This window comes from Rhodococcus daqingensis, from assembly GCF_042665615.1.
Classification (GTDB): Bacteria; Actinomycetota; Actinomycetes; order Mycobacteriales; family Mycobacteriaceae; genus Rhodococcus_G; species Rhodococcus_G daqingensis.
Window position 1 is genome coordinate 495511 of record NZ_JBHTCS010000009.1, and the last position, 20675, is coordinate 516185.

Consider the following 20675-nt stretch of genomic DNA (forward strand, 5'->3'; position numbering starts at 1 on the left):
TACGATGGGTATACCAAATCTGGAGTTTTCTCGGAACGGAGTTGCGATGGCGCGAATGACCAGGTCGGAGAGTCAGGCCAAGACCAGGGCCGACCTGATTGCGACCGCGCGCGACCTGTTCCTCGCTGACGGGTACGCCGCGACCTCGCTCGAGAAGGTCGCCGAGGAGGCGGGCTACTCCAAGGGTGCGGTGTACTCCAACTTCCGCAACAAGAACGAGCTGTGCCTAGAGGTGCTCCAGCTGATCCACGTCACCAAGGGCGCCGAGGTGGCCGAGGTGATGTCGCGGCAGGCACCGCTGGAGGAACGGCTGACGGCGTTCGAGAACTGGGCCGAGCGGACGCTCGGCGACGTCGGCTGGACGACACTCGAGTTCGAGTTCATCGTGCTGGCGCGCCACGACCCGGAGCTGCGCGCCGCCCTCGTGTCCAGCCTCGGCATGGCGCGCGGCATCGTGGCCGCCATGCTCGGTGCGCTCGTGGCCTCCGGCGAGGTCACCCTGCCGATGTCGGTCGACGACGCCGCGACCAGCGTCCTCAGCATGGGCGTCGGCCTCGGCATCCAGCGCGCCATCGACCCGACGATCTCGACGGGCATCGTCACCCGAAACCTCCGCGCGCTTCTCACCGCTGCCGGCTCGACGGATCTACCCTCACAGGCGTGACGAACTGGCCCGAGCTCGCGCGCGAGATCGCCGAGGATGTGCTGTTCCCCGCCGCCGACAGCGTCGACGCCGACGGCGAGATCCCGCTCAGCCACTTCGAGGCGCTGGCGGCCGAGGGGTTCTACGGGATCGCCGCACCGCCCGAGTTCGGCGGACCCGGGCTCGGCCTCGACGACCTGGTGGCGGTCGTGGAGACCCTGTGCGGTGGTTGCCTCGCCACATGTTTCACGTGGTTGCAGCATCACGGCGTCGTCGCCGGCCTGGCGGCGAGTCCGAATCATGATCTGCGCGATGAGTATTGGGACGGCCTGATGGACGGATCGGTCCGGGCGGGCGTCGCCTTCGCGGGCGCGATCCCGCAGCCGCCGCTGCTGTACGCGCGCCGCGTCGACGGCGGATACGTGCTCGACGGTGTGGCGCCCTTCGTGACCGGCTGGGGCATCGTGGACATCCTGCAGCTGAGCGCCCGCGACGAGTTCGACGACTCGATCGTGCACGCCATCGTCGACGCGGTGCCCGGCGAGGGCCTGTCGATCGAGGCGCTGCCGCTGATCGCCGCGCGCGGCAGCAACACCGTCCGCATGCGCTTCGACGGTTTCGAGGTGCCGGACGAGCGGGTGAGCGCGGTGGTCACCCAGGAGCAGTTCACGGCGGGTCAGGGATTCGGGTCCTGGCTCAACGCGTGCATGGCGATGGGCGTCGTCCGGCGCTGCCTCACCGAGCTCACCGACAGGGGTGTGGACACCACCGGGTTCGCGGCGGAAGCCTCGGCGGTGCGGGCGAACCTCGACGCCGCGCTCGGCGGCGGGTTCGACCTCTTCGTGGCGCGCGCGCAGGCGTCGGAACTGGCGATCCGGGCCGCGGCCGCGCTGGTGACGGCCACGGGCAGCTCCGCGGCGGTGAGCGGGGCCACCGCGGAGCGGCTGATGCGCGAGGCGACGTTGACGCTGGTGGCGGCCTCGAGGCCGCAGATGCGCGCGGCGCTGCTGGATCGACTCGGCGGGGCGGCCGGCTGACGCTACCCGCCGGCGCCGATGACGGTTCGGAGGGTGGCGAGCTGCTCGGCGGTGAGATCCGCGGGTTGCAGGACCGCATTCCATCCGTCGACGTACCCGCCGGTGTACTTGTGGCCGTGACCACCCGGAACGCCTGTGGAGAACGGCAGGTCGGCGGTGATCTGCCAGAACGTCACGAACGGGATCCAGACCATCTCCTCGAGCACGTCCCGCCCGGGCGGCTGACCGATCCAGTCCGGCTCGCTCAGGATCAGGTTCGGGCTCCACCAGACGATCGGGTCGGAGGGGTGCATCAGGTACAGGACCCGGCTGCCGTCCCACGGCCGCCCCGACGGAGGGATTCCGCTCTCGGGGTCGTTGCTGAACCGCACCGTTCGCCCGTCCTTGTACACCGGCTCGACCTCCGGGCTCCCGGCATCACGCCGATCGCTGAACTCACGGAACAGGGTGTTGAAGTTGGGAGGGCCGGCGAACAACGTTCCCGAGGTGCGGTTGCGCAGGTCGTACTCACCGCTGAAGGCGGTCTCGCCGCCGAACGAACCCAGGCTCTCCCCCGCGACGAACAGCCGGGGACGGTCGTCCTGCGGCAGTTTCGACCACACGTCGTAGACCGCGTCGAACAGATCGCGCCCGGCTTCCCGGGCCTTCGACTGGTCGACCAGATACGAAATCCACGACGGCAGGTACGAGTACTGGATCGCCACGGTCGCGGCGTCGCCACCGGTGAGGTACTCGAAGGTGTCCACCAGGGCCGGGTCCACCCAGCCGCTCCCGGTCGTCGTCACCACGAGCAGGTTGGCGCGCTGGAAACCTCCGGCGCGGGTGAGGTCCTCGACCGCCAACGCCGCCCGGGACTCGGAGTCCGCCGACGACGCCAGACCGGCGTAGGTGCGAATCGGCTCCATAGCCGGGTGGCCGGCGAACTGGTCGATCTGATCGGTGGACGGGCCTGCACCGATGAAGCTGCGCCCCTGCCACCCCAGCGAATCCCACGGCACCACCGATCCGGGGCCACCCGATCGCAGGCCGGTCACCGGCTGCTGCACGCCTTCGGGGGTCTTCGTGTCGCGCAACGAGAAGGCCCCGTTCGCAACGCCGACGAGGCCGCCGAGCAGCACCCCCGAGACCACCGCGTAGACGAGTCCGGCGACCAGAAACCACCCGAGAACGGTCGCCGCCCGCCTCCCGATCCACCGGTCGAGCAGCCCCGCGCTCCAGCGATACAGGCCGCGGATGCCGCGCCCGACCGCCAGGAGGACGCAGAACACCGCCGCTGCGATGAATGGCGCGAGAACCACGAGCGGAATGCTGTACTCGGCGACTCCCATCAACGCGCGGATCTGGTGCTGCCAGTACTGCCCGACACCGAACGAGACGGCGAACAGCGCCACCGCACCGACGAGGAAGGCGCGCCAGGCGCCGCGTCGGGGACGCCGAGGCGCTCGGTCGGCGAACGCGCGCCACACGAAGGCCGCGAACACCCCCAGCCCGTACCCGATCGCGGCGGTGATCCCACCGACCACTCCCTGCAGGAGGCCGCCGCGCGGGAGCAGCGACGGCGTGAACGACAGGCATGCGAAAACGAGTGCACCCCAACACCCGGGAAGGGTGACGTACAGCAGCCTCCGGTGCTCGCCGGACGCGGGCGGCCCGCCGTCGTCGACCCCCGCGGTGGGCGGACCGCCGGGCGAATCCAGGACCTTCGGCGCCATGGACACCTCCACGTGGTCGTGATCTGGGCGGTGCGCCACCCTCAGTGTGCGCCCCGTGTCGGGGGGCCGGGGCACTATGGACACCATGGACACGGTGCTCGGCAGGTTCTCCGCCCCCACCAGGGAGTGGTTCGCCGGTGCCTTCCCCGCCCCCACCGCCGCGCAGCTCGGGGCGTGGGATGCCATCTCGGACGGCTCCCACGCGCTGGTCGTCGCACCGACCGGCTCCGGCAAGACCCTCTCCGCCTTCCTGTGGGCGCTCGACCGGCTCGCCGCCCGCCCGCACGACGAGCAGCGTCCGCCCGGCACGACGGTCCTGTACATCTCACCGCTCAAGGCCCTCGCGGTGGACGTCGAACGGAACCTGCGCGCACCGCTGGTCGGCATCACCCAGACCGCCAAGCGGCTCGGCCTCACTCCGCCGGAGATCACCGTCGGCGTCCGCTCCGGCGACACCACGCCCGCCGACCGACGCCTACTGGTGCGGAAGCCGCCGGACATCCTGATCACCACCCCGGAATCGCTGTTCCTCATGCTCACCTCCGCGGCCCGCGAATCGCTCGCCACCGTGCAGACCGTGATCGTCGACGAGGTGCACGCGGTCGCGGCGACCAAACGCGGTGCGCACCTGGCCCTCTCGCTCGAACGGCTGGACATGATGCTCGCGAGGCCCGCGCAGCGGATCGGGCTGTCCGCGACGGTGCGCCCGCACGAGGAGGTGGGCCGCTTCCTCACCGGGTCCGCGCCGATCCACATCGTCTCCCCACCCTCACCGAAGACGTTCGACCTGACGGTGCGGGTTCCGGTGGAGGACATGACGGAGCTGGGCGTCACGACGCCGGACGAGGAGTCCGGTTCCCCTGCCCCGCAGCAGGGTTCGATCTGGCCTCATGTGGAGGAGCAGATCGTCGACCTAGTCCTCGAGCACCGGTCCTCGATCGTGTTCGCCAATTCCCGCCGGCTCGCGGAGCGGCTCACCGCCAGGCTCAACGAGGTCTACACCGAACGACTCGGTGCCCCGGTCGAGACGGTGCACGGGCCGGCCGCACAGATCGGATCCCCCACCGAGGTGGGGCACGGCGCCGAGCCGCTGCTCGCCCGCGCTCACCACGGTTCGGTGAGCAAGGACCAGCGCGCCATCATCGAGGACGACCTCAAGTCCGGGCGGCTGCGCTGCGTGGTGGCCACCAGCAGTCTCGAACTCGGAATCGACATGGGCGCGGTCGATCTCGTCGTGCAGGTGGAGGCGCCACCGTCGGTGGCGAGCGGCCTGCAGCGGGTCGGACGAGCCGGGCACCAGGTCGGCGAGATCTCCCGGGGCGTGCTGTTCCCCAAGCACCGCACCGACCTCATCCACTGCGCGGTCACCGTGGAACGGATGACCGCGGGACGGATCGAGGCGCTCACCGTGCCCGCCAACCCGCTCGACATCCTGGCGCAGCACACGGTGGCCGCCTGCGCCCTCGACCAACTGGACGTGCAGGCCTGGTTCGACGCCGTCCGCCGGACCGGCAATTTCGCGTCCCTGCCGAGATCCGCCTTCGACGCCACCCTCGACCTGCTCGCCGGCCGCTACCCGTCCGACGAGTTCGCCGAGCTGCGCCCGAGGCTGGTCTGGGACCGGGACGCCGACGTCCTCACCGGACGCCCGGGCTCGCAGCGGCTGGCCGTCACCTCCGGCGGGGCGATCCCGGACCGCGGGCTGTTCGCCGTGTACATGGTCGGCGAGAAAGCTTCGCGCGTCGGCGAACTCGACGAGGAGATGGTCTACGAGTCGCGGGTCGGCGACGTCTTCGCGCTCGGCGCCACCAGCTGGCGGATCGAGGAGATCACCCACGACCGGGTCCTCGTCAGCCCCGCGTACGGGCTGCCGGGCAGACTCCCGTTCTGGCATGGCGACGGACTCGGCCGGCCCGCCGAGCTCGGCGCGGCACTCGGCGAGTTCCTGCGCGAGATGTCCCTCGGCGCGGACCCGGACCTGCGGGCCCGTCTGGCCGATCAGGGCCTCGACGCCAACGCCACCCAGAACCTGCTCGCCCTCGTCGAGGAGCAGGGCACCGCCACCGGGCAGGTGCCCACCGACCGCACCCTGGTGGTGGAGCGGTTCCGCGACGAACTCGGCGACTGGCGCCTGGTGCTGCACTCGCCCTATGGCCTTCCGGTACACGCGCCGTGGGCCCTGGCGGTCGGCGCACGTCTACAGGACCGGTACGGGATCGATTCCGCGCCAACCGCATCCGACGACGGCATCATCGTGCGGCTACCGGACACCGAAGACGCTCCGCCCGGCTCGGAGCTGTTCGTGTTCGACCGCGACGAGATCGCGGACATCGTCACCGAGCAGGTCAGCAATTCCGCGCTGTTCGCCTCGCGATTCCGCGAGTGTGCCGCCCGCGCCCTGCTGTTGCCGCGGCGCAACCCGGGCAAGCGCGCCCCGCTCTGGCAGCAACGGCAGCGCTCCGCCCAGCTGCTCGACGTGGCGCGCAAGTTCCCGACCTTCCCGATCCTGTTGGAGACGGTCCGCGAATGCCTGCAGGATGTCTACGACCTGCCCTCGCTCACCGGGCTGTTCGACGGCATCGGCCGCAAGCAGATCCGGCTCGTCGAGGTCGAGACGGCGACGCCGTCGCCCTTCGCAGGCGCGCTGCTCTTCGACTACGTCGGCGCGTTCATGTACGAGGGCGACAGCCCGCTGGCCGAACGCCGGGCCGCGGCCCTGTCCCTCGACTCCACCCTGCTCGCCGAGCTGCTCGGCCGGGTGGAACTGCGCGAGCTGCTCGATGCCGACGTCATCGACCTCACCGAACGCGAGCTCCAACGCCTGGTCCCGGACCGCCGGGCGCGGGACGCCGAGGGCGTCGCGGACCTGCTGCGCCTGCTCGGACCGCTGACCGACGCGGAGATCGCGAGCCGCACGCACGGCGATGCCGCGTCGTGGATCCGCGACCTCGAATCACAGCGTCGGGCCATGCGGGTCGGGTTCGCGGGCGAGCAGTGGTGGGTGGCGATCGAGGACGCGAGCCGGATGCGCGACGCGCTCGGCGTGCCACTGCCGATCGGCACCCCGGCCGCGTTCATCGAACCCGTCGACGATCCGCTGGGCGATCTCATCGCCCGCTACGCGCGCACCCACGGGCCGTTCGCGCTCACCGACGCCGCCGCCCGGTTCGGCCTCGGGACCTCCGTGGTCCGCGACGTGTTGCGCCGCCTCGCCGCCGACAAGCGCGTGCTGGAGGGCGAGTACCGGCCCGCCGCCACCGGAAGTGAATGGTGCGACGCCGAGGTGCTGCGGCGGTTGCGCCGACGTTCGCTCGCCGCGGCCCGCAAGGAGGTGGAGCCCGTCGAGCCGGCCGCGCTCGGCCGGTTCCTGCCGGACTGGCAGCACATCGGCGGCGGCCTGCGCGGCATCGACGGGGTGGCCGCGGTGATCGAACAGCTTGCGGGCGTCCCGATTCCGGCCTCCGCCTGGGAGCCGATGATCCTGCGCGCGCGGGTGCGCGACTACCAGCCGGCCATGCTCGACGAGCTGACCGCAACCGGGGAAGTGCTGTGGTCGGGCGCCGGTGCGATCTCCGGCAGCGACGGCTGGGTGTGCCTGCACCCTGCCGACGCCGCACCGCTCACGCTGGCCCCACCCGTGGACGCGGAGCTGTCCGAGCAGCAGCGCCAGATCCTCGACGCGCTGGCCCCCGGGGGTGCCTACTTCTTCCGGAACCTCTCGGACCTGATCGGCTCGACCGATGACGCCGTCCTCGCCGCGTCCCTGTGGGACCTGGTGTGGGCCGGCTACCTCAGCAACGACACCTTTGCGCCGCTGCGCGCCCTGCTGTCGGGACCGTCGCGCTCCGCACCGAGCCACCGGACGCCGCGCCGCGCGCCGCGGGCCCGGCCCTATCGGGCGCTCGCGCGCCCCGCGATGCCGAGCCGGACCGGGCCGCCGACCGTCGGCGGGAGGTGGTCGCTGCTGCCCGAACTCGAACCGGACCCCACCATCCGGGCGCACGCGCGAGCGGACGTGCTGCTGGACCGGTACGGGGTGCTCACGCGGGGGTCGGTGGTCAGCGAGTCGGTTCCGGGCGGGTTCGCCGTGATGTACAAGGTGCTGCGGGGCTTCGAGGAGAACGGGCGGTGCCGCCGCGGATATTTCGTCAACACCCTTGGCGCCGCACAGTTCTCGACCTCCGAGGTGGTCGACCGGCTGCGGGCGTACGGCGAGCGTGTCGGGCCGGCCAACGCGCCCGCCGCGGTGACGCTCGCGGCAACGGACCCGGCGAATCCGTTCGGTGCGGCACTGAGCTGGCCCGCTGCCGCCGGGGGTCACCGCCCGGGGCGCAAGGCGGGCGCCCTGGTGGTCCTCGTCGACGGCGAGCTCGCGCTGTACGTCGAGCGCGGCGGCAAGACCGTGCTCACCTTCACCGACGACCCCGGCGCACTGCACGGCGCGGCCGAATCCCTGGCCGCGGTGGTGGATCGGGGTGGCGCCGACAAGATCGTCATCGAGAAGGTCGACGGCGAATCCGTCCATTCCAGCCGCCTGTCGCCGGTGCTGGTCGAGGCCGGCTTCTCCGCCACTCCGCGCGGCCTCCGCAAGCGGTCCCGCCATGCCTGAGGGCGACACGGTGTGGCGGGTCGCGGGGCAGCTTCGCGAGGCGCTGGTCGGCGAGCCCCTCACCGTCTGCGACATCCGGGTCCCGCGCTTCGCGACGGTCGATCTCACCCCCGGACCGGTCGACGAGGTCGTCAGCCGCGGCAAACACCTGCTGATCCGGGTGGGCGAGCAGAGCGTGCACACCCACCTCAAGATGGAGGGCGACTGGCACGTGTATCCGGTGGGCGCGCGCTGGCGGCGGCCCGCGTGGCAGGCGCGCATCCTGCTGGGCACCGCGAAGCGAGTGGCGGTCGGATTCCAGCTCGGGATCGTGGAGGTGCTGCCGCGCGGCGACGAGGATCTCGTGGTCGGCCACCTCGGGCCGGATCTGCTCGGGCCCGACTGGGATCCCGCCGTGGCGGCGTCGAATCTGGCCGCGGATCCCGCACGGCCCGTCGGCCTGGCCATGCTCGATCAGCGGGTACTCGCCGGGATCGGCAACGAGTACCGCAGTGAGCTCTGTTTCCTGCGCGGACTGCGCCCGGAGCGTCCCGTGGGCACCGTTGCGGACCTGGCGGGGCTGGTCGACCTGGCACACCGGACCATGGTGGCCAACAGGTCCCGGGTTGCCCGGACCACCACCGGGGATCGACGGCCCGGCCGGCGGTCCTGGGTGTACGGGCGCACCGGCAAGCCGTGCCTGCGGTGTGGAACGCTGGTCCGCGGCGGAGTTCTCGGTGAGGACGCCTCGAGCGAACGGCACATCTACTTCTGTCCCCGCTGCCAGAGCTGACCGGGCTCAGGCTCCGGGAACGCGCTCGCCCGCCCCGGTCAACAGCTCCACACAGTGGGCGACGAACCGCTCGCGGTCGGTGGTGATCGTGCCGTCGAGGTAGCTGATGAACAGGCTCGTCAGGGCCCCGACGAGCCCGACGGCGACCATCTGCCGTTCATCCGGGTCGGCCACCGATCCGAGTTGATCCTGAACCAGCACAACGAAACTGGGCGCCAGCTCGAGGCCACGCCCGCCGAGCGCGGGCTCGGTGATCGGGGCGAGCAGGAGCACCCGCCCCATCTCGGGGTGGTCGACCATCAGCTCGACGAACGCGAGCACCGCGGCCGATGCCCGCTCGCGGGGCGTCTCGGCGGAGCCGACCGCGGCGATCAACGCCTCGCGGGCGCGCTCCCCCACGTCGGCGTACACACTGCGGACGAATTCCTCGCGGTCGCCGAAGCTCTCGTAGAAGTACCGCTCGGTGACGCCCGCGGCGCGGCAGACCGCGCGCACGTTGACCGCCGGTCCGTCCGCCCCGCCGAGCAGGTCGACGCCCGCCGCGAGCAGTTTCTCGCGGCGGGCCCTCTGTCGCTGTTCCAGGTCGGTGCCTGCCCAGCTGCGGCGTTCGGTGCTCACTGCCCCGAGTCTAGGGATTCGGGGCGGCGAGCACGTCACATGTGGGTGCCGCCGTCGATGCGGATCTCGGTGCCGGTGACGAACTTGCCGTCGTCGGAGGCGAGCATCGCGATCACACCGGCGACGTCCTCCGGCGGCGCGAAGCCCTCGCCGATCCACGGGTACAGCTTGCCGATCAGGGTCGGGTCCACGCCCTCCTCCGGGAAGCCCGGGTTGCTGGTCATGCCGGACGCGATGGAACCGGGCTCGACCGCCACGGCACGCAGCCCCTGCTTGGCGTACTCGAGCGCGATCGCGTGGGTGAAGGACCGGATGCCGCCCTTGGTCGCCGCGTATGCCGCCATGTACGGGTGCGCGAAGTGCGCGGAGGTGGAGCTGAAGTTCACGACCACGCCCTGGCCGTTCTCGAGCAGGGCGGGCAGCGCCTGCCGCGTCACCAGGAAGGTGCCGGTGAGGTTGATGCCGACCACGGTGTTCCAGAACTCGAGGGAGGTCTCGGCAGTGTGCGATGCCCGCAGGATGCCGGCGGCGTTGACCAGCACCTGTAGCCCGCCGAGCCGCTCGATGGCGCCACCGATGTTCTCCCGGACCGAGTCCTCGTTGGAGATGTCGACGGTCGTGATGCTCAGGCGGTCGGCTGTGCCGGCCTCCTCGGCCCGCTGCCGGGTGACCTCGAGTCCGTCCGCGTTGATGTCGGCGGCGACGACCACGCCGCCTTCCTCGAGAATCCGGGCAACTGTCGCCTGTCCGATGCCGGACCCGGCCCCGGTGATGAGCGTCTTGCGGCCCTCGAAGCGGTTCATGAACTGATCTCCTTCTGCTGGGTAGAGGTTGTGTTCCCGATCTCAGTTGCACGTTACGCCGAGATGGCACAACGTGCCATGATGGTGACCATGGCGGACCCAGTCGCACAAGCCCCCCTCCCTCTCACCGAGCGACGGCGGCTCCAGACCCAGCTCGAGATCGCACACTGCGCCGCCGAGTTGTTCGCCGCCCGCGGGGCGTCCGCAGTCACGGCCGAGGACATCGCCACCGCCGCCGGGATCAGCCTGCGGACCTTCTACCGGTACTTCCGGACCAAGGAGGAGGCGGTCGCCCCGATGCTCGCCGGTGGCGTGCGGGACTGGATCCACGACCTCGCGCGGGGACCCCGGAACCTCCCGGCGGCCGAGGCGCTCGAACGATCAGCTCGGCGCGCCCTCTCCCGCACCGACCAGGCCGGCCTCGATTCGCTCCGGCTGACGCACGAACTCTTCCGCGCGATCCCCGGCGATCCCGGACTCGAGTCCGTCTGGTTCCGGATCGTCAACGACACCGAGGAGTCCCTCGTCGAGATCCTGCGCGACCTGATGGGCCCCGACGCCGACCCGTTGGACGTGCGCATGATGGCGGTGGCCGGGAACAGCGCCATGCGGATCGCCATCCAGACCTGGGCGGATTCGGATGCCACGGCCGGAAACGACGGGACGCCCGCCGAGATCGCCGCGCGCTGTATCCGGACGCTCACCGCCGGGCTGCGTCCACCCCAGGGCTGACCCGACTCTCAGCGAGTTCACACCTGGCGCTGATGTGCCTCAAGGGTTCGCCCGCGATCCTTGACCCATGATCACATTCCCGCTCGTCTTCATCGTCCTGACCGCCATGGCCCTGTCCGGCCTCGCCGCTCGTTCGGTTCCCTCGACCGTGGTCCGCACGCGTTGACCCACCCGGACGTGGAAAGCTCTACGTCCATGGAGCGAACCCCCCTGGACGTCGAGGACTCCGCGAGCCGGATCAGCGCGTACGTCTACGGCAACATCCTGGTGCTCGCCGCGCTCATCCCGCTGCACGACGCCAGCACCACCCGCGCCGGACTGGTCGTCATCGGCACCGTGCTGTCGACCTTCGTCGCGCACGCCTTCGCCGAATCCGTCGGGAGGAGTGCCCGTATCGGGCGCCCGCTGACTCGGTCCGAACACCTCGAGGAGCTCCGCGACTCCGTGCCGGTCCTGACCTCCGGGGTGGTTCCCACGGCGGTGGTCGGGCTCGACGCGCTCGGCGTGCTCGAGCAGCAGACCGCGCTGCTGCTCGCCGAGCTCTGGGTGGTCAGCCGCATCGCCGGCCTCGGCATCGTCATGACCCGTCTGCGCGGCGAGAAGCTCAGCAGGCAGACCCTGGTCGCGTGCAGCCTGTTGGCCTTCGTCGCCATCGCGGTGGTCGCCGTCAAGCTCGTGCTGACGCACTGACCGCCGGCCCCGCCGATCAGCGCGAGATCGGCACCGGCTCCAGGATCTCGGCCCGCGCCTCCGGCGCGGCCGCCCGCAGCGCGTCGGCCGCGGAGTCGTCGGGCTGCGCCTGGGAGCGGACCTCCGCCTCCACCCGCGCCCGATAGGTCTCCACCTCGCGGTCCACGGTGGCCGCGTCCCAGCCGAGGACGGGAGCCACCAGCTGGGCCACCTGCTCGGCACAGTTCACCCCGCGGTGCGCGTACTCGATCGAGATCCTGGTGCGCCGCGCGAGGATGTCCTCGAGATGGAGCGCGCCCTCGGCCGCGGCCGCGTATACCGCCTCGACCTGCAGGTAGTCGGGTGCGTCGGTGAGCGGCTGCAGCAGCTCCGGCGTCGACGTCGCGAGATCGAGCACCTCGTGGATCAGCGAGCCGTAGCGGTCCAGCAGGTGCTTGACCCGGTACGGATGGAGCCCGTACTGATGTCCCACCGCCGTCGTCTGGTTGACCAACGCGAAGTAGCCGTCCGCCCCCACCAACGGCACCTTCTCGGTGATCGAGGGTGCAACGCGGGCCGGGATGTCCTCGGACGCCAGGTCGACGGCGTCCTCCGCCATCACCCGGTACGTCGTGTACTTGCCACCCGCGATCGCCACCAACCCCGGCGCCACCCGTGCCACCGCGTGCTCCCGCGAGAGCTTCGAGGTCTCGTCGCTCTCGCCCGCGAGCAACGGCCGCAGTCCGGCGTACACGCCGTCGATGTCGTCGTGGGTGAGCGGGGTGACCAGCACCTTGTTCACGTGCCCGAGGATGTAGTCGATGTCCGCCTTGGTGGCGGCGGGGTGCGCGAGATCGAGATTCCAGTCGGTGTCGGTGGTTCCGATGATCCAGTGGTTGCCCCACGGGATCACGAACAGCACCGACTTCTCGGTGCGCAGGATGATCGCGGCCTCGCTGACGATCCGGTCCCGGGGCACCACGATGTGCACCCCCTTGCTCGCGCGCACCCGGAACCGACCGCGCTGGTTGGACAGCGCCTGGATCTCGTCGGTCCACACACCGGTGGCGTTGATCACGACGTGACCGCGCACCTCGGCCGTGCTGCCGTCCTCCGAATCCCGCACCCGCACACCGGAAACCCGGTCGGCCTCCCGCAGGAACCCGACCACCTGTGTCGAGGTGCGGACCACGGCGCCGTAGTGCGCCGCGGTGCGTGCCACGGTCATGGTGTGACGGGCGTCGTCAACGACGGTGTCGTAGTAGCGAATTCCGCCCACCAGCGAGTTCCGCTTGAGGCCCGGGGCCAGCCGGAGCGCACCCGATCGGGTGAGGTGCTTCTGCGCCGGGACGGACTTCGCGCCGCCCATCGTGTCGTAGAGGAAGATCCCGGCCGCCATGTACGGGCGCTCCCACACCCGGTGCGTGATCGGGAACAGGAACTTCAGCGGCTTGACGAGGTGCGGCGCCAGCGTCGAGAGCGAGAGTTCGCGCTCACGCAATGCCTCACGCACCAGTCCGAATTCGAGCTGCTCCAGGTAGCGCAGTCCGCCATGGAACATCTTCGACGACCGCGATGAGGTCCCGGACGCGTAGTCGCGCGCCTCCACCAGGGCGACGCTCAGCCCCCGGGTGGCTGCGTCGAGCGCGATGCCTGCGCCGACGACCCCGCCACCGATCACGACGACGTCGAATTGCTCGGAACCCAGTTGGTCCCACGCATCCTTGCGTTGCTGTGGGCCCAGAAACTGTGCTCCCGATTGCTTGGTCACGCGGGCTCCTGTGAGTTGTCGGCGAATCAGCACCAAGGCTAGGCCATGTCGACCGGTCTTCGCTGCCTCGAACGCGTGGTGTTCAGGACCGGCACGACGCCCGAGAAGGGCGGTGTCTCACGATCAACGTGAATTGTGACGCGCGCTTTAGTAGCTTTTAGCCGTGTATGTCGCCGCGATCGACCAGGGCACGACCTCGAGTCGCTGCATGATCTTCGATCATGCCGGGATGGTGGTCGCCTCAGCGCAGAAGGAGCACGAGCAGATCTTCCCGCGTGCGGGGTGGGTCGAACACGATCCGGAGGAGATCTGGCGGGCGACCCGCGAGGTCGTCGCGGCCGCGCTCGCCAAGAAGGATCTGACCCGGCACGACATCGCCGCGGTGGGCATCACCAACCAACGCGAGACCACCGTCGTCTGGGACCGCGCAACAGGCAAGCCGGTGTACAACGCGATCGTCTGGCAGGACACGCGCACCGACGAACTCTGCGCCGAGCTCGCCGGTGACCAGGGCCCTGGGCGCTACCGCGAGCGCACCGGACTTCCCCTGTCGACCTACTTCTCCGGACCGAAGATCCGCTGGATCCTCGACAACGTCGAGGGGGCCCGCGAGCGCGCCGACGCGGGCGACCTCTGCTTCGGCACGATGGACACCTGGATCCTGTGGCATCTCACCGGCGGCGTCGACGGCGGGCTGCACGTCACGGACCCGACCAACGCCTCCCGGACCATGCTGATGGACCTGCGGACCCTGACCTGGGACGAACAGATCTGCGCCGACTTCCGGATCCCGATCTCCATGCTCCCGCAGATCCGCAGCTCCTCCGAGGTGTACGGGCAGGTTCGCGAGCGCGGCACCCTGGCCGGGGTGCCGATCGCCGGCATCCTCGGCGACCAGCAGGCCGCCACGTTCGGGCAGGCCTGCCTGAGCGTCGGCGAGGCCAAGAACACCTACGGCACCGGCAACTTCCTGCTGCTCAACACCGGCACCACTCCGATGCCCAGCAACAACGGACTCCTCACCACCGTCTGTTACCGGATCGGCGACGCACCGGCCGTGTACGCGCTCGAGGGTTCGGTCGCGGTGACCGGATCGCTCATCCAGTGGTTGCGTGACAACCTCGGGATCATCAACTCCGCCAAGGAGATCGAGGGCCTCGCCGCCGGCGTCGAGGACAACGGCGGCGCCTACTTCGTGCCGGCGTTCTCCGGCCTGTTCGCACCGCGGTGGCGCCCCGACGCGCGCGGGGCGATCGTCGGGCTGACCAGATTCGTCAACAAGGGTCATCTCGCTCGGGCCGCACTGGAGGCCACCGCATTTCAGACCCGCGAGGTCATCGAGGCGTGCGTCGCCGACTCCGGGGTCGAGCTCACCGCCCTCAAGGTGGACGGCGGCATGGTGCTCAACGAGATCCTGATGCAGTTCCAGTCCGACATCCTCGACGTCCCGGTGATCCGGCCGGTGGTCAACGAGACCACGGCGCTCGGCGCCGCCTACGCAGCCGGGCTCGCGGTCGGGTTCTGGGCCGGCGAGGACGACATCCGCAACAACTGGGCCGTCGGGCGCACCTGGAATCCGACCATGGCTGCGGCCGAACGTGATCGGCTGTACCGGGAGTGGAACAAGGCCGTCGAGCGGACCTACGACTGGGTCGACTGAGTTCGCCGCCGGTCAGCGGACGCGTGCGCCGCGGCCAGCCTGTCCACCGCCTCGGCCAGGGCCGACTCGTCATTGGTGGTGAAGCACAGCCGCGCGGTGGCCCGGTGGTCGCCTCCGACGGCGAAGGCCGATCCGGGCACGAACGCGACCCCGTGGTCGAGAGCGGCCTCCAGGAGCGCCGCCGTGTCGGTGCCGTCGCGGAACTCGAGCCAGCAGAACATGCCGCCGCCGATCACCGTCGCGGACACGCGATCGCCGAACGCGCCTGCGACCGCCGCGGCGCGTGCGCCATAGGCACCCCGGATCCGCTCCAGATGCCCGGCGAGCCACGGTCCGTCGGACAGCATGACCGCCGCGATCCGCTGGGTCAACGTCGAACCGCACAGGTCCGCGCCCTGTTTGACCAGCTCGACGGCCGCGCAGACCGGGCGGGGAGCACGCAGCCACCCGACCCGCAGCGCGGGCGCCAGGATCTTCGACGCACTCGAGAGCCGGATGACCCGATCCGAGTGGTCCGCGACCGGCGCGGGCGGCGCGGCATCGAACCAGATCTCGCCGTACGGGTCGTCCTCGATCACCCAGAACCCGTACGTATCGGCGAGCGCGGCCAGGTGCCGCCTGCGCGCGGCGGACATCGTCGCGCTGCCCGGATTGTGGAAGTTGCTCACCGTGTGCACCAGCGCGGGCCGCTCACCCGCGTCCAGGAGCTCCTCCAGGCGGTCGGTGCGCATCCCGTCGGCGTCGAGCGGCACCGTCAGGATCCTCGCCTCGGCGAGCCGGAACACCTGGAGGGCACCGGTGTAGGCGGGTTCCTCGACGACGACGGTGGCGCCGGGGTCGAGCAGCACCTGGGCGAGCAGGCTCAGCGCCTGCTGGGACCCGTGGGTCACCACCACCTCGCGCGGGTCCACCGAACGCGATCCCGCCGCCGACTCCCGCGCGGCGATCACCTCCCGCAGGCCGAACCAGCCCGCGGTCTCGGTGTACTGGACAGCATCCGGACGGGCGAGCGCCTCCGCGCCTGCCTCTCGAATCCGTGTCCGCGGAATGAGGTCCGGGTCCGGCAACCCGCCCGCGAGGCTGACGATCTCGGGCCGAGCCGTGATGGTGAGCAGGTCCCGGATCCGCGGGGCGGGAGGCGCGAGAGCGAGGCCGATGGTTGCGGCCGATGCCTCGACTATCACACAGGCCCGATCACGATGTGAACTCAATTGTTCACATCGTGGGAACGTTCGCGATCAGTCGAGGTCGTCGTGGCGCATCAGCTGGCGGGCAGCCTCGGTGATCGAGCCGGTCAGCGACGGATACACCGAGAAGGTCTGCGCCAGATCGTTCACCGAGAGGTTGTTCTGCACCGCGATGGCGATCGGGAGGATCAACTCCGACGCCGTCGGCGCGACGACGACGCCGCCGATCACCACACCGGTGGCGGGGCGGCAGAAGATCTTGACGAAGCCGCGACGCAGGCCCGACATCTTGGCCCGCGGATTGGTGTTGAGCGGGAGCATCACGGTGCGTGCCGGCACCTCGCCGTCGTCGATCGCGGCCTGGCTGACGCCGACCGTGGCGATCTCGGGACGGGTGAACACCGCGGAGGCGACGGTCTTGAGCTTGATGGGGTTCACGCCCTCACCCAGGGCGTGATACATCGCGATCCGGCCCTGCATCGCCGCGACCGAGGCCAGCGGCAGCAGGCCGGTGCAGTCCCCGGCCGCGTAGATCCCCGACACCGAGGTCCGCGAGACGCGGTCCACCCGCAGGTAGCCGCCGGAGTCGAGCTCGATGCCCACCCGGTCGAGTCCGAGGCCGCCGGTGTTGGGGATCGAACCGACCGTCATCAGGGCATGGCTACCGGTGACGGCGCGACCGTCGGCCAGCGTGACCACGATTCCGTCCGCGGTGCGTTCGACGGCATCGGCGCGCGCGTGCTTGACCAGGGTCACACCGCGTTCGGACAGCGCCTCCTCGAGCACGAGAGCGGCGTCGGCATCCTCGTGGGGCAGCACCCGGTCACGACTGGAGACCATCGTCACCTTCACACCCATCTCGGTGTAGGCGGAGACGAACTCGGCGCCGGTGACGCCGGAACCGACCACCACCAGGTGCTCCGGCAGCGTGTCGAGGTCGTAGAGCTGGCGCCAGTTCAGGATGCGATCGCCGTCGGGCTTCGCGCTGGGCAGGACACGGGGGCTCGCGCCGGTGGCGATCAGCACGACGTCGGCGTCGAGCACCCGCTCGCCCCCGTCGTGCAGGGTCGCCTTGACCTGGTGCGCGGCCATCCCGAGCTCCTGGTCGATCAGCTCCCCTCGCCCGGCGAGCAGCTCGACGCCGACGGTCTGGAGGCGGTCCCGGATGTCCGAGGACTGGGCCTGCGCGAGACTCTTGACGCGGGCGTGGATCTGCGGCAACGAGACGGTGGCCTGCCACGGCTCGAGGCTGATGCCCAGGTCGGTGGCACGGCGCATGTCGGTGCGCACGCCGGTCGAGGCGATGAACGTCTTCGAGGGCACGCAGTCCCACAGCACGCAGGCACCGCCGACTCCGTCGCAATCGATCAGCGAGACCGTCGCACCGTGCTGCGCGGCGACCAGCGCCGCCTCGTACCCGGCCGGTCCGCCGCCGATGATCACGATCCGGGTCATTCATCCTCCAGTTGTTCGGGAGCTGTCACACAGTTGTCGGTGCAAACCACGCTATTGCACCGGCCCACTCCGACGCACGTCGACACCGGTTCCCTGCGGCGAACAGGTTCCGATTTGCTGTGTGCGGTTCTGCAGTCACGCCGCCACGGTTTAGGCTTTCGCCGTGCCGATCTACGCCGCGTATGGGTCCAACATGCATCCCGAGCAGATGCTCAAGCGCTGCCCGCACTCGCCGATGGCGGGAACGGGCTGGCTGCACGGTTGGCGGCTGACCTTCAGCGGCGGCGACATCGGCTGGGAAGGTGCGCTGGCCACCGTCGTCGAGGACCCCGACTCCAGCGTCTTCGTGGTGCTCTACGACGTCCCCGACGAGGACGAGGTGAGCCTCGACCGGTGGGAGGGCTCCGAGCTCGGCATCCACCGCAAGATCCGGCTCCGCGTCGACACGGACGGCGAGCCGGTGCTGGCGTGGCTCTACGTCCTCGACGCATACGAGGGCGGGCTGCCCTCCGCGCGCTACCTCGGCGTGATGGCCGAGGCCGCCGAGATCGCGGGCGCACCGGCGGAGTACGTGCGCGACCTGAGGACCCGCAACAGCCGCAATGTCGGCCCCGGGACCCCCGGCTACCCGAGCTAGAGAACGCCCGCGGCGGCCAGCGGCAGGTTCGCCATCACCTTGACGCCGACGCCGAGGGCCCGCTCGTCGAGGTCGAAGGTCGGCTGGTGGATGTCGAGCTGTGGCCCGACACCGGACCAGACGCCCAGCCGGGCCATCGCGCCAGGAACCTCCTCGAGATACCACGAGAAGTCCTCGCCGCCCCCGGACTGTGGCGTGTCCGACATCGCGTCGGGCCCGATCGCGGCGATCGCACTCTCGAACAGCCGGGTGGAGACCTCGTCGTTCACCACCGGCGGCACCCCGCGCCGGTAGTTGAGCTGGTAACGGACTCCGGTCGGGGCGAGCAGACCGTCCACGATCTCGTGGACCATCGGTTCGAGCAGCGCCCACGTGTCGTGGTCGCCGGTCCGCACGGTCCCGACCAACCTGCCGGACTGGGGAATCGCATTCGGAGCCTGGCCCGCGGTGACCGCGCCCCACACCATCACGGTGCTGGTGCGCGGATCGATCCGCCTGCTCAGCATCCCCGGCAGCCCGGTGATCACCGTGCCGAGGGCGTAGACGAGGTCGGTGGTCAGGTGCGGCCGAGAGGTGTGCCCACCCGGCGAGTCGAGGATCAGTTCGACGGTATCCGCCGCGGAGGTGATCGCACCGAGCCGGACACCGACCCGCCCCGCCTCCAGGCGCGGGTCACAGTGCAGCGCAAAGATTCTCGACACATCCTGGAGCGCACCGGCGGCCACCGCGTCCAGCGCGCCGCCGGGCATCACCTCCTCGGCGGGCTGGAAGATCAGCCGCACCCCGACCGGGAGTTCCGGCGCCTGCGCGAGCGCGAGACCGGCGCCGAGCAGGATGGTGGTGTGTGCGTCGTGACCGCACGCGTGCGAGACCCCGGTGACCATCGACGCATAGGGCGCTCCGGTCGCTTCCTGCAGCGGCAGCGCGTCCATGTCGGCCCGAAGCGCGACCCGCGGACCATCCGGACCGACATCACACGTCAAACCGGTTCCGCCGGGCAGGATCTCGGGTTCCAGCCCCGCCGCGATCAGACGTGTCGCCACGAACTCGGTGGTGGCGTACTCGTGCCGGGCCAGTTCCGGGTGCGCGTGGATGTGGCGTCGCCACGACGAGAGGTCCTCGGTGTGCTCGGCGACCCAGCGGTCGATCCACTCGGTCATCGGCCGGCCACCGCCCTCCGCTGTGCGCCCTCGAGCAGCCGCTCGCGCGCAGCCGGATCGGTCGCCGCGCGGATCGCGGTGCACGCCAGCGCCACCGCGCCATCGGTCACCGCACGGTCCGCGGAGTCGGTGACGCACGCCGCGGCGAACGCCGGCTGATGGGTGGCCGCGCCACCCGACTCGATACCGATCACGGGGTGGATCCCCGGCAACACGTGCGTGACGTTGCCCATATCTGTGCTGCCCAAGGGACGCGATCCTTCCAATGCTGGGGCCAGCGGACTGCGCCCCATCTCCACGATCAGTTCACGATAGGACCGGACCAGCCACGGATCGGGCCGTAGTTCGGTGTAGTTCGGTGAGACGGTGCGAATCTCGTGCGTGCACCCGGCCGCCAGCGCGCCCGCCTCGAAGCAGGCCAGCGCCCGCTCGGTCAGGTCCGCGAGCGAATCCGAGGTCTGCGCCCTCAGGTAGTAGTGCATCTCGGTCCTGGCAGGGACGATGTTCGGCGCGACCCCACCGTCGCTGATGATCCCGTGCATCTGCTGCCCCGCGGACAGGTGCTGACGCAGCAGCCCGAGTCCGACCTGCGCGACGGTGGCCGCATCCGCCGCGTTGCGCCCGAGCTGCGGCGCCGCCGAGGCGTGCGCCTCACGGCCGCTGAAGGTGACGGCCAGGTCGGCCATCGCCAGGGAGGCGGCGCCCGCGATGTCCTCCGGCCCCGGGTGCACCATCAATGCCGCGCCGAGATCGTCGAAGACCCCGCGCTCGAGCATCAGTACCTTGCCGCCGCCGCTCTCCTCCGCCGGCGTGCCGAGCACCCGGACCGTGATGCCGAGGCGGTCGGCGAGCGGCGCGAGCGCGAGACCCGCGCCGACCGCCGACGCCGCGATGATGTTGTGCCCGCACGCATGTCCGATCTCCGGGAGCGCGTCGTACTCCGCGAAGATCCCGACGACCAGGTCGCCGCTGCCGTAGCTCGCACGCAGCGCCGTCGGCAACTCGGCCACCGGCGTCTCGATGTCGAAACCGCGCTGAGACAGCAGTTCCGCGATCTTCGCGACGCTGCGATGCTCCTCGAACGCGAGCTCCGGCTCCGCGTGAATCGAATGCGACAGAGCGACGAGGTCGGACGCCGCTGTCGCAACCGTACCGACCACTTCCGAATTCACGGGTCCAGTATCTCATCCGTGTCCTGCGTCACCCGCCC

The 20675-nt window shown here is 70.6% G+C and carries 16 protein-coding genes; 8 read left to right on the forward strand and 8 right to left on the reverse strand.

Going from position 1 to position 20675, the window contains the following annotated elements; genetic code table 11:
• Positions 1-46: 46 nt before the first annotated feature.
• Together ACFQS9_RS06870 and ACFQS9_RS06875 are read left to right on the forward strand one after the other, a co-directional pair.
• Positions 47-664, forward strand: a complete 618-nt coding sequence (locus tag ACFQS9_RS06870) for a TetR/AcrR family transcriptional regulator (RefSeq protein ID WP_378402805.1) — start codon at positions 47-49, stop codon at positions 662-664.
• Positions 661-1680 carry an acyl-CoA dehydrogenase family protein gene (locus tag ACFQS9_RS06875; protein WP_378402807.1) on the forward strand — a complete coding sequence of 340 codons (1020 nt, stop codon included), beginning with the start codon at positions 661-663 and terminating at the stop codon, positions 1678-1680. Before ACFQS9_RS06870 ends, ACFQS9_RS06875 begins: the two co-directional genes overlap by 4 nt.
• A gap of 2 nt (positions 1681-1682) precedes the next feature.
• On the opposite strand, the gene ACFQS9_RS06880 is transcribed toward ACFQS9_RS06875, so the two are convergent.
• Positions 1683-3392 carry an alpha/beta hydrolase gene (locus tag ACFQS9_RS06880; protein ID WP_378402809.1) on the reverse strand — a complete coding sequence of 570 codons (1710 nt, stop codon included), beginning with the start codon at positions 3390-3392 and terminating at the stop codon, positions 1683-1685.
• A gap of 85 nt (positions 3393-3477) precedes the next feature.
• Between ACFQS9_RS06880 and ACFQS9_RS06885 the strand changes: the two genes are divergently transcribed.
• Together ACFQS9_RS06885 and ACFQS9_RS06890 are read left to right on the forward strand one after the other, a co-directional pair.
• A complete protein-coding gene (locus ACFQS9_RS06885; RefSeq protein ID WP_378402811.1) occupies positions 3478-8001 on the forward strand; it encodes an ATP-dependent helicase in 4524 nt (1507 codons plus the stop codon).
• Positions 7994-8773 (forward strand): DNA-formamidopyrimidine glycosylase family protein, encoded by a 780-nt coding sequence (locus tag ACFQS9_RS06890; RefSeq protein WP_378402813.1) that lies wholly within the window; start codon positions 7994-7996, stop codon positions 8771-8773. Before ACFQS9_RS06885 ends, ACFQS9_RS06890 begins: the two co-directional genes overlap by 8 nt.
• 6 nt (positions 8774-8779) lie before the next feature.
• Here the strand turns inward: ACFQS9_RS06890 and ACFQS9_RS06895 are convergent, their stop codons facing one another.
• Entirely contained in the window at positions 8780-9391 is a 612-nt protein-coding gene (locus ACFQS9_RS06895) for a TetR/AcrR family transcriptional regulator (protein WP_378402815.1), read from the reverse strand.
• Positions 9392-9426: 35 nt separating this feature from the next.
• Positions 9427-10194 (reverse strand): SDR family NAD(P)-dependent oxidoreductase, encoded by a 768-nt coding sequence (locus ACFQS9_RS06900; RefSeq protein ID WP_378402817.1) that lies wholly within the window; start codon positions 10192-10194, stop codon positions 9427-9429.
• Between the two features lie 90 nt (positions 10195-10284).
• On the opposite strand from ACFQS9_RS06900, the gene ACFQS9_RS06905 reads away from it, so the two are divergent.
• Both ACFQS9_RS06905 and ACFQS9_RS06910 read left to right on the forward strand, forming a co-directional pair.
• Positions 10285-10926, forward strand: coding sequence for a TetR family transcriptional regulator (locus ACFQS9_RS06905; RefSeq protein ID WP_378402819.1), 642 nt, complete (start codon positions 10285-10287; stop codon positions 10924-10926).
• A gap of 195 nt (positions 10927-11121) precedes the next feature.
• The gene (locus tag ACFQS9_RS06910) at positions 11122-11616 is read left to right on the forward strand and encodes a hypothetical protein (RefSeq protein ID WP_378402821.1); all 495 of its coding nucleotides are present in this window, start codon (positions 11122-11124) and stop codon (positions 11614-11616) included.
• Between the two features lie 16 nt (positions 11617-11632).
• Here the strand turns inward: ACFQS9_RS06910 and glpD are convergent, their stop codons facing one another.
• On the reverse strand, positions 11633-13366 hold the full coding sequence (glpD, locus tag ACFQS9_RS06915) for a glycerol-3-phosphate dehydrogenase (RefSeq protein WP_378402823.1): 1734 nt from the start codon (positions 13364-13366) through the stop codon (positions 11633-11635).
• A 163-nt stretch (positions 13367-13529) separates the two neighbouring features.
• Between glpD and glpK the strand changes: the two genes are divergently transcribed.
• Entirely contained in the window at positions 13530-15026 is a 1497-nt protein-coding gene (glpK, locus tag ACFQS9_RS06920) for a glycerol kinase GlpK (RefSeq protein ID WP_378402825.1), read from the forward strand.
• Here glpK and ACFQS9_RS06925 read toward each other — a convergent pair.
• Complete coding sequence (locus ACFQS9_RS06925; protein ID WP_378402827.1) at positions 15008-16210, reverse strand: aminotransferase-like domain-containing protein; 1203 nt, start codon at positions 16208-16210, stop codon at positions 15008-15010. The two genes, glpK and ACFQS9_RS06925, sit on opposite strands and share 19 nt — an antisense overlap.
• Positions 16211-16264: 54 nt before the next feature.
• The gene (locus ACFQS9_RS06930) at positions 16265-17668 is read right to left on the reverse strand and encodes an NAD(P)H-quinone dehydrogenase (protein ID WP_378402829.1); all 1404 of its coding nucleotides are present in this window, start codon (positions 17666-17668) and stop codon (positions 16265-16267) included.
• A 163-nt stretch (positions 17669-17831) separates the two neighbouring features.
• On the opposite strand from ACFQS9_RS06930, the gene ACFQS9_RS06935 reads away from it, so the two are divergent.
• Positions 17832-18305 carry a gamma-glutamylcyclotransferase family protein gene (locus tag ACFQS9_RS06935; RefSeq protein WP_027500255.1) on the forward strand — a complete coding sequence of 158 codons (474 nt, stop codon included), beginning with the start codon at positions 17832-17834 and terminating at the stop codon, positions 18303-18305.
• On the opposite strand, the gene ACFQS9_RS06940 is transcribed toward ACFQS9_RS06935, so the two are convergent.
• Together ACFQS9_RS06940 and ACFQS9_RS06945 are read right to left on the reverse strand one after the other, a co-directional pair.
• Complete coding sequence (locus ACFQS9_RS06940) at positions 18302-19465, reverse strand: M20 family metallopeptidase (protein ID WP_378402831.1); 1164 nt, start codon at positions 19463-19465, stop codon at positions 18302-18304. The two genes, ACFQS9_RS06935 and ACFQS9_RS06940, sit on opposite strands and share 4 nt — an antisense overlap.
• Positions 19462-20637, reverse strand: coding sequence for a M20 family metallopeptidase (locus ACFQS9_RS06945; RefSeq protein WP_378402833.1), 1176 nt, complete (start codon positions 20635-20637; stop codon positions 19462-19464). Before ACFQS9_RS06945 ends, ACFQS9_RS06940 begins: the two co-directional genes overlap by 4 nt.
• Between the last annotated feature and the right edge of the window lie 38 nt (positions 20638-20675).

What these genes read in the sequence shown, in the direction of transcription:
- ACFQS9_RS06870 (WP_378402805.1), top strand. Translation starts at nt 47, where the DNA reads ATGGCGCGAATGACCAGGTCGGAGAGTCAGGCCAAGACCAGGGCCGAC.
- ACFQS9_RS06880 (WP_378402809.1), bottom strand. Translation starts at nt 3,392, where the DNA reads ATGGCGCCGAAGGTCCTGGATTCGCCCGGCGGTCCGCCCACCGCGGGG.
- ACFQS9_RS06885 (WP_378402811.1), top strand. Translation starts at nt 3,478, where the DNA reads ATGGACACGGTGCTCGGCAGGTTCTCCGCCCCCACCAGGGAGTGGTTC.
- ACFQS9_RS06890 (WP_378402813.1), top strand. Translation starts at nt 7,994, where the DNA reads ATGCCTGAGGGCGACACGGTGTGGCGGGTCGCGGGGCAGCTTCGCGAG.
- ACFQS9_RS06900 (WP_378402817.1), bottom strand. Translation starts at nt 10,194, where the DNA reads ATGAACCGCTTCGAGGGCCGCAAGACGCTCATCACCGGGGCCGGGTCC.
- ACFQS9_RS06905 (WP_378402819.1), top strand. Translation starts at nt 10,285, where the DNA reads ATGGCGGACCCAGTCGCACAAGCCCCCCTCCCTCTCACCGAGCGACGG.
- ACFQS9_RS06910 (WP_378402821.1), top strand. Translation starts at nt 11,122, where the DNA reads ATGGAGCGAACCCCCCTGGACGTCGAGGACTCCGCGAGCCGGATCAGC.
- ACFQS9_RS06930 (WP_378402829.1), bottom strand. Translation starts at nt 17,668, where the DNA reads ATGACCCGGATCGTGATCATCGGCGGCGGACCGGCCGGGTACGAGGCG.
- ACFQS9_RS06940 (WP_378402831.1), bottom strand. Translation starts at nt 19,465, where the DNA reads ATGACCGAGTGGATCGACCGCTGGGTCGCCGAGCACACCGAGGACCTC.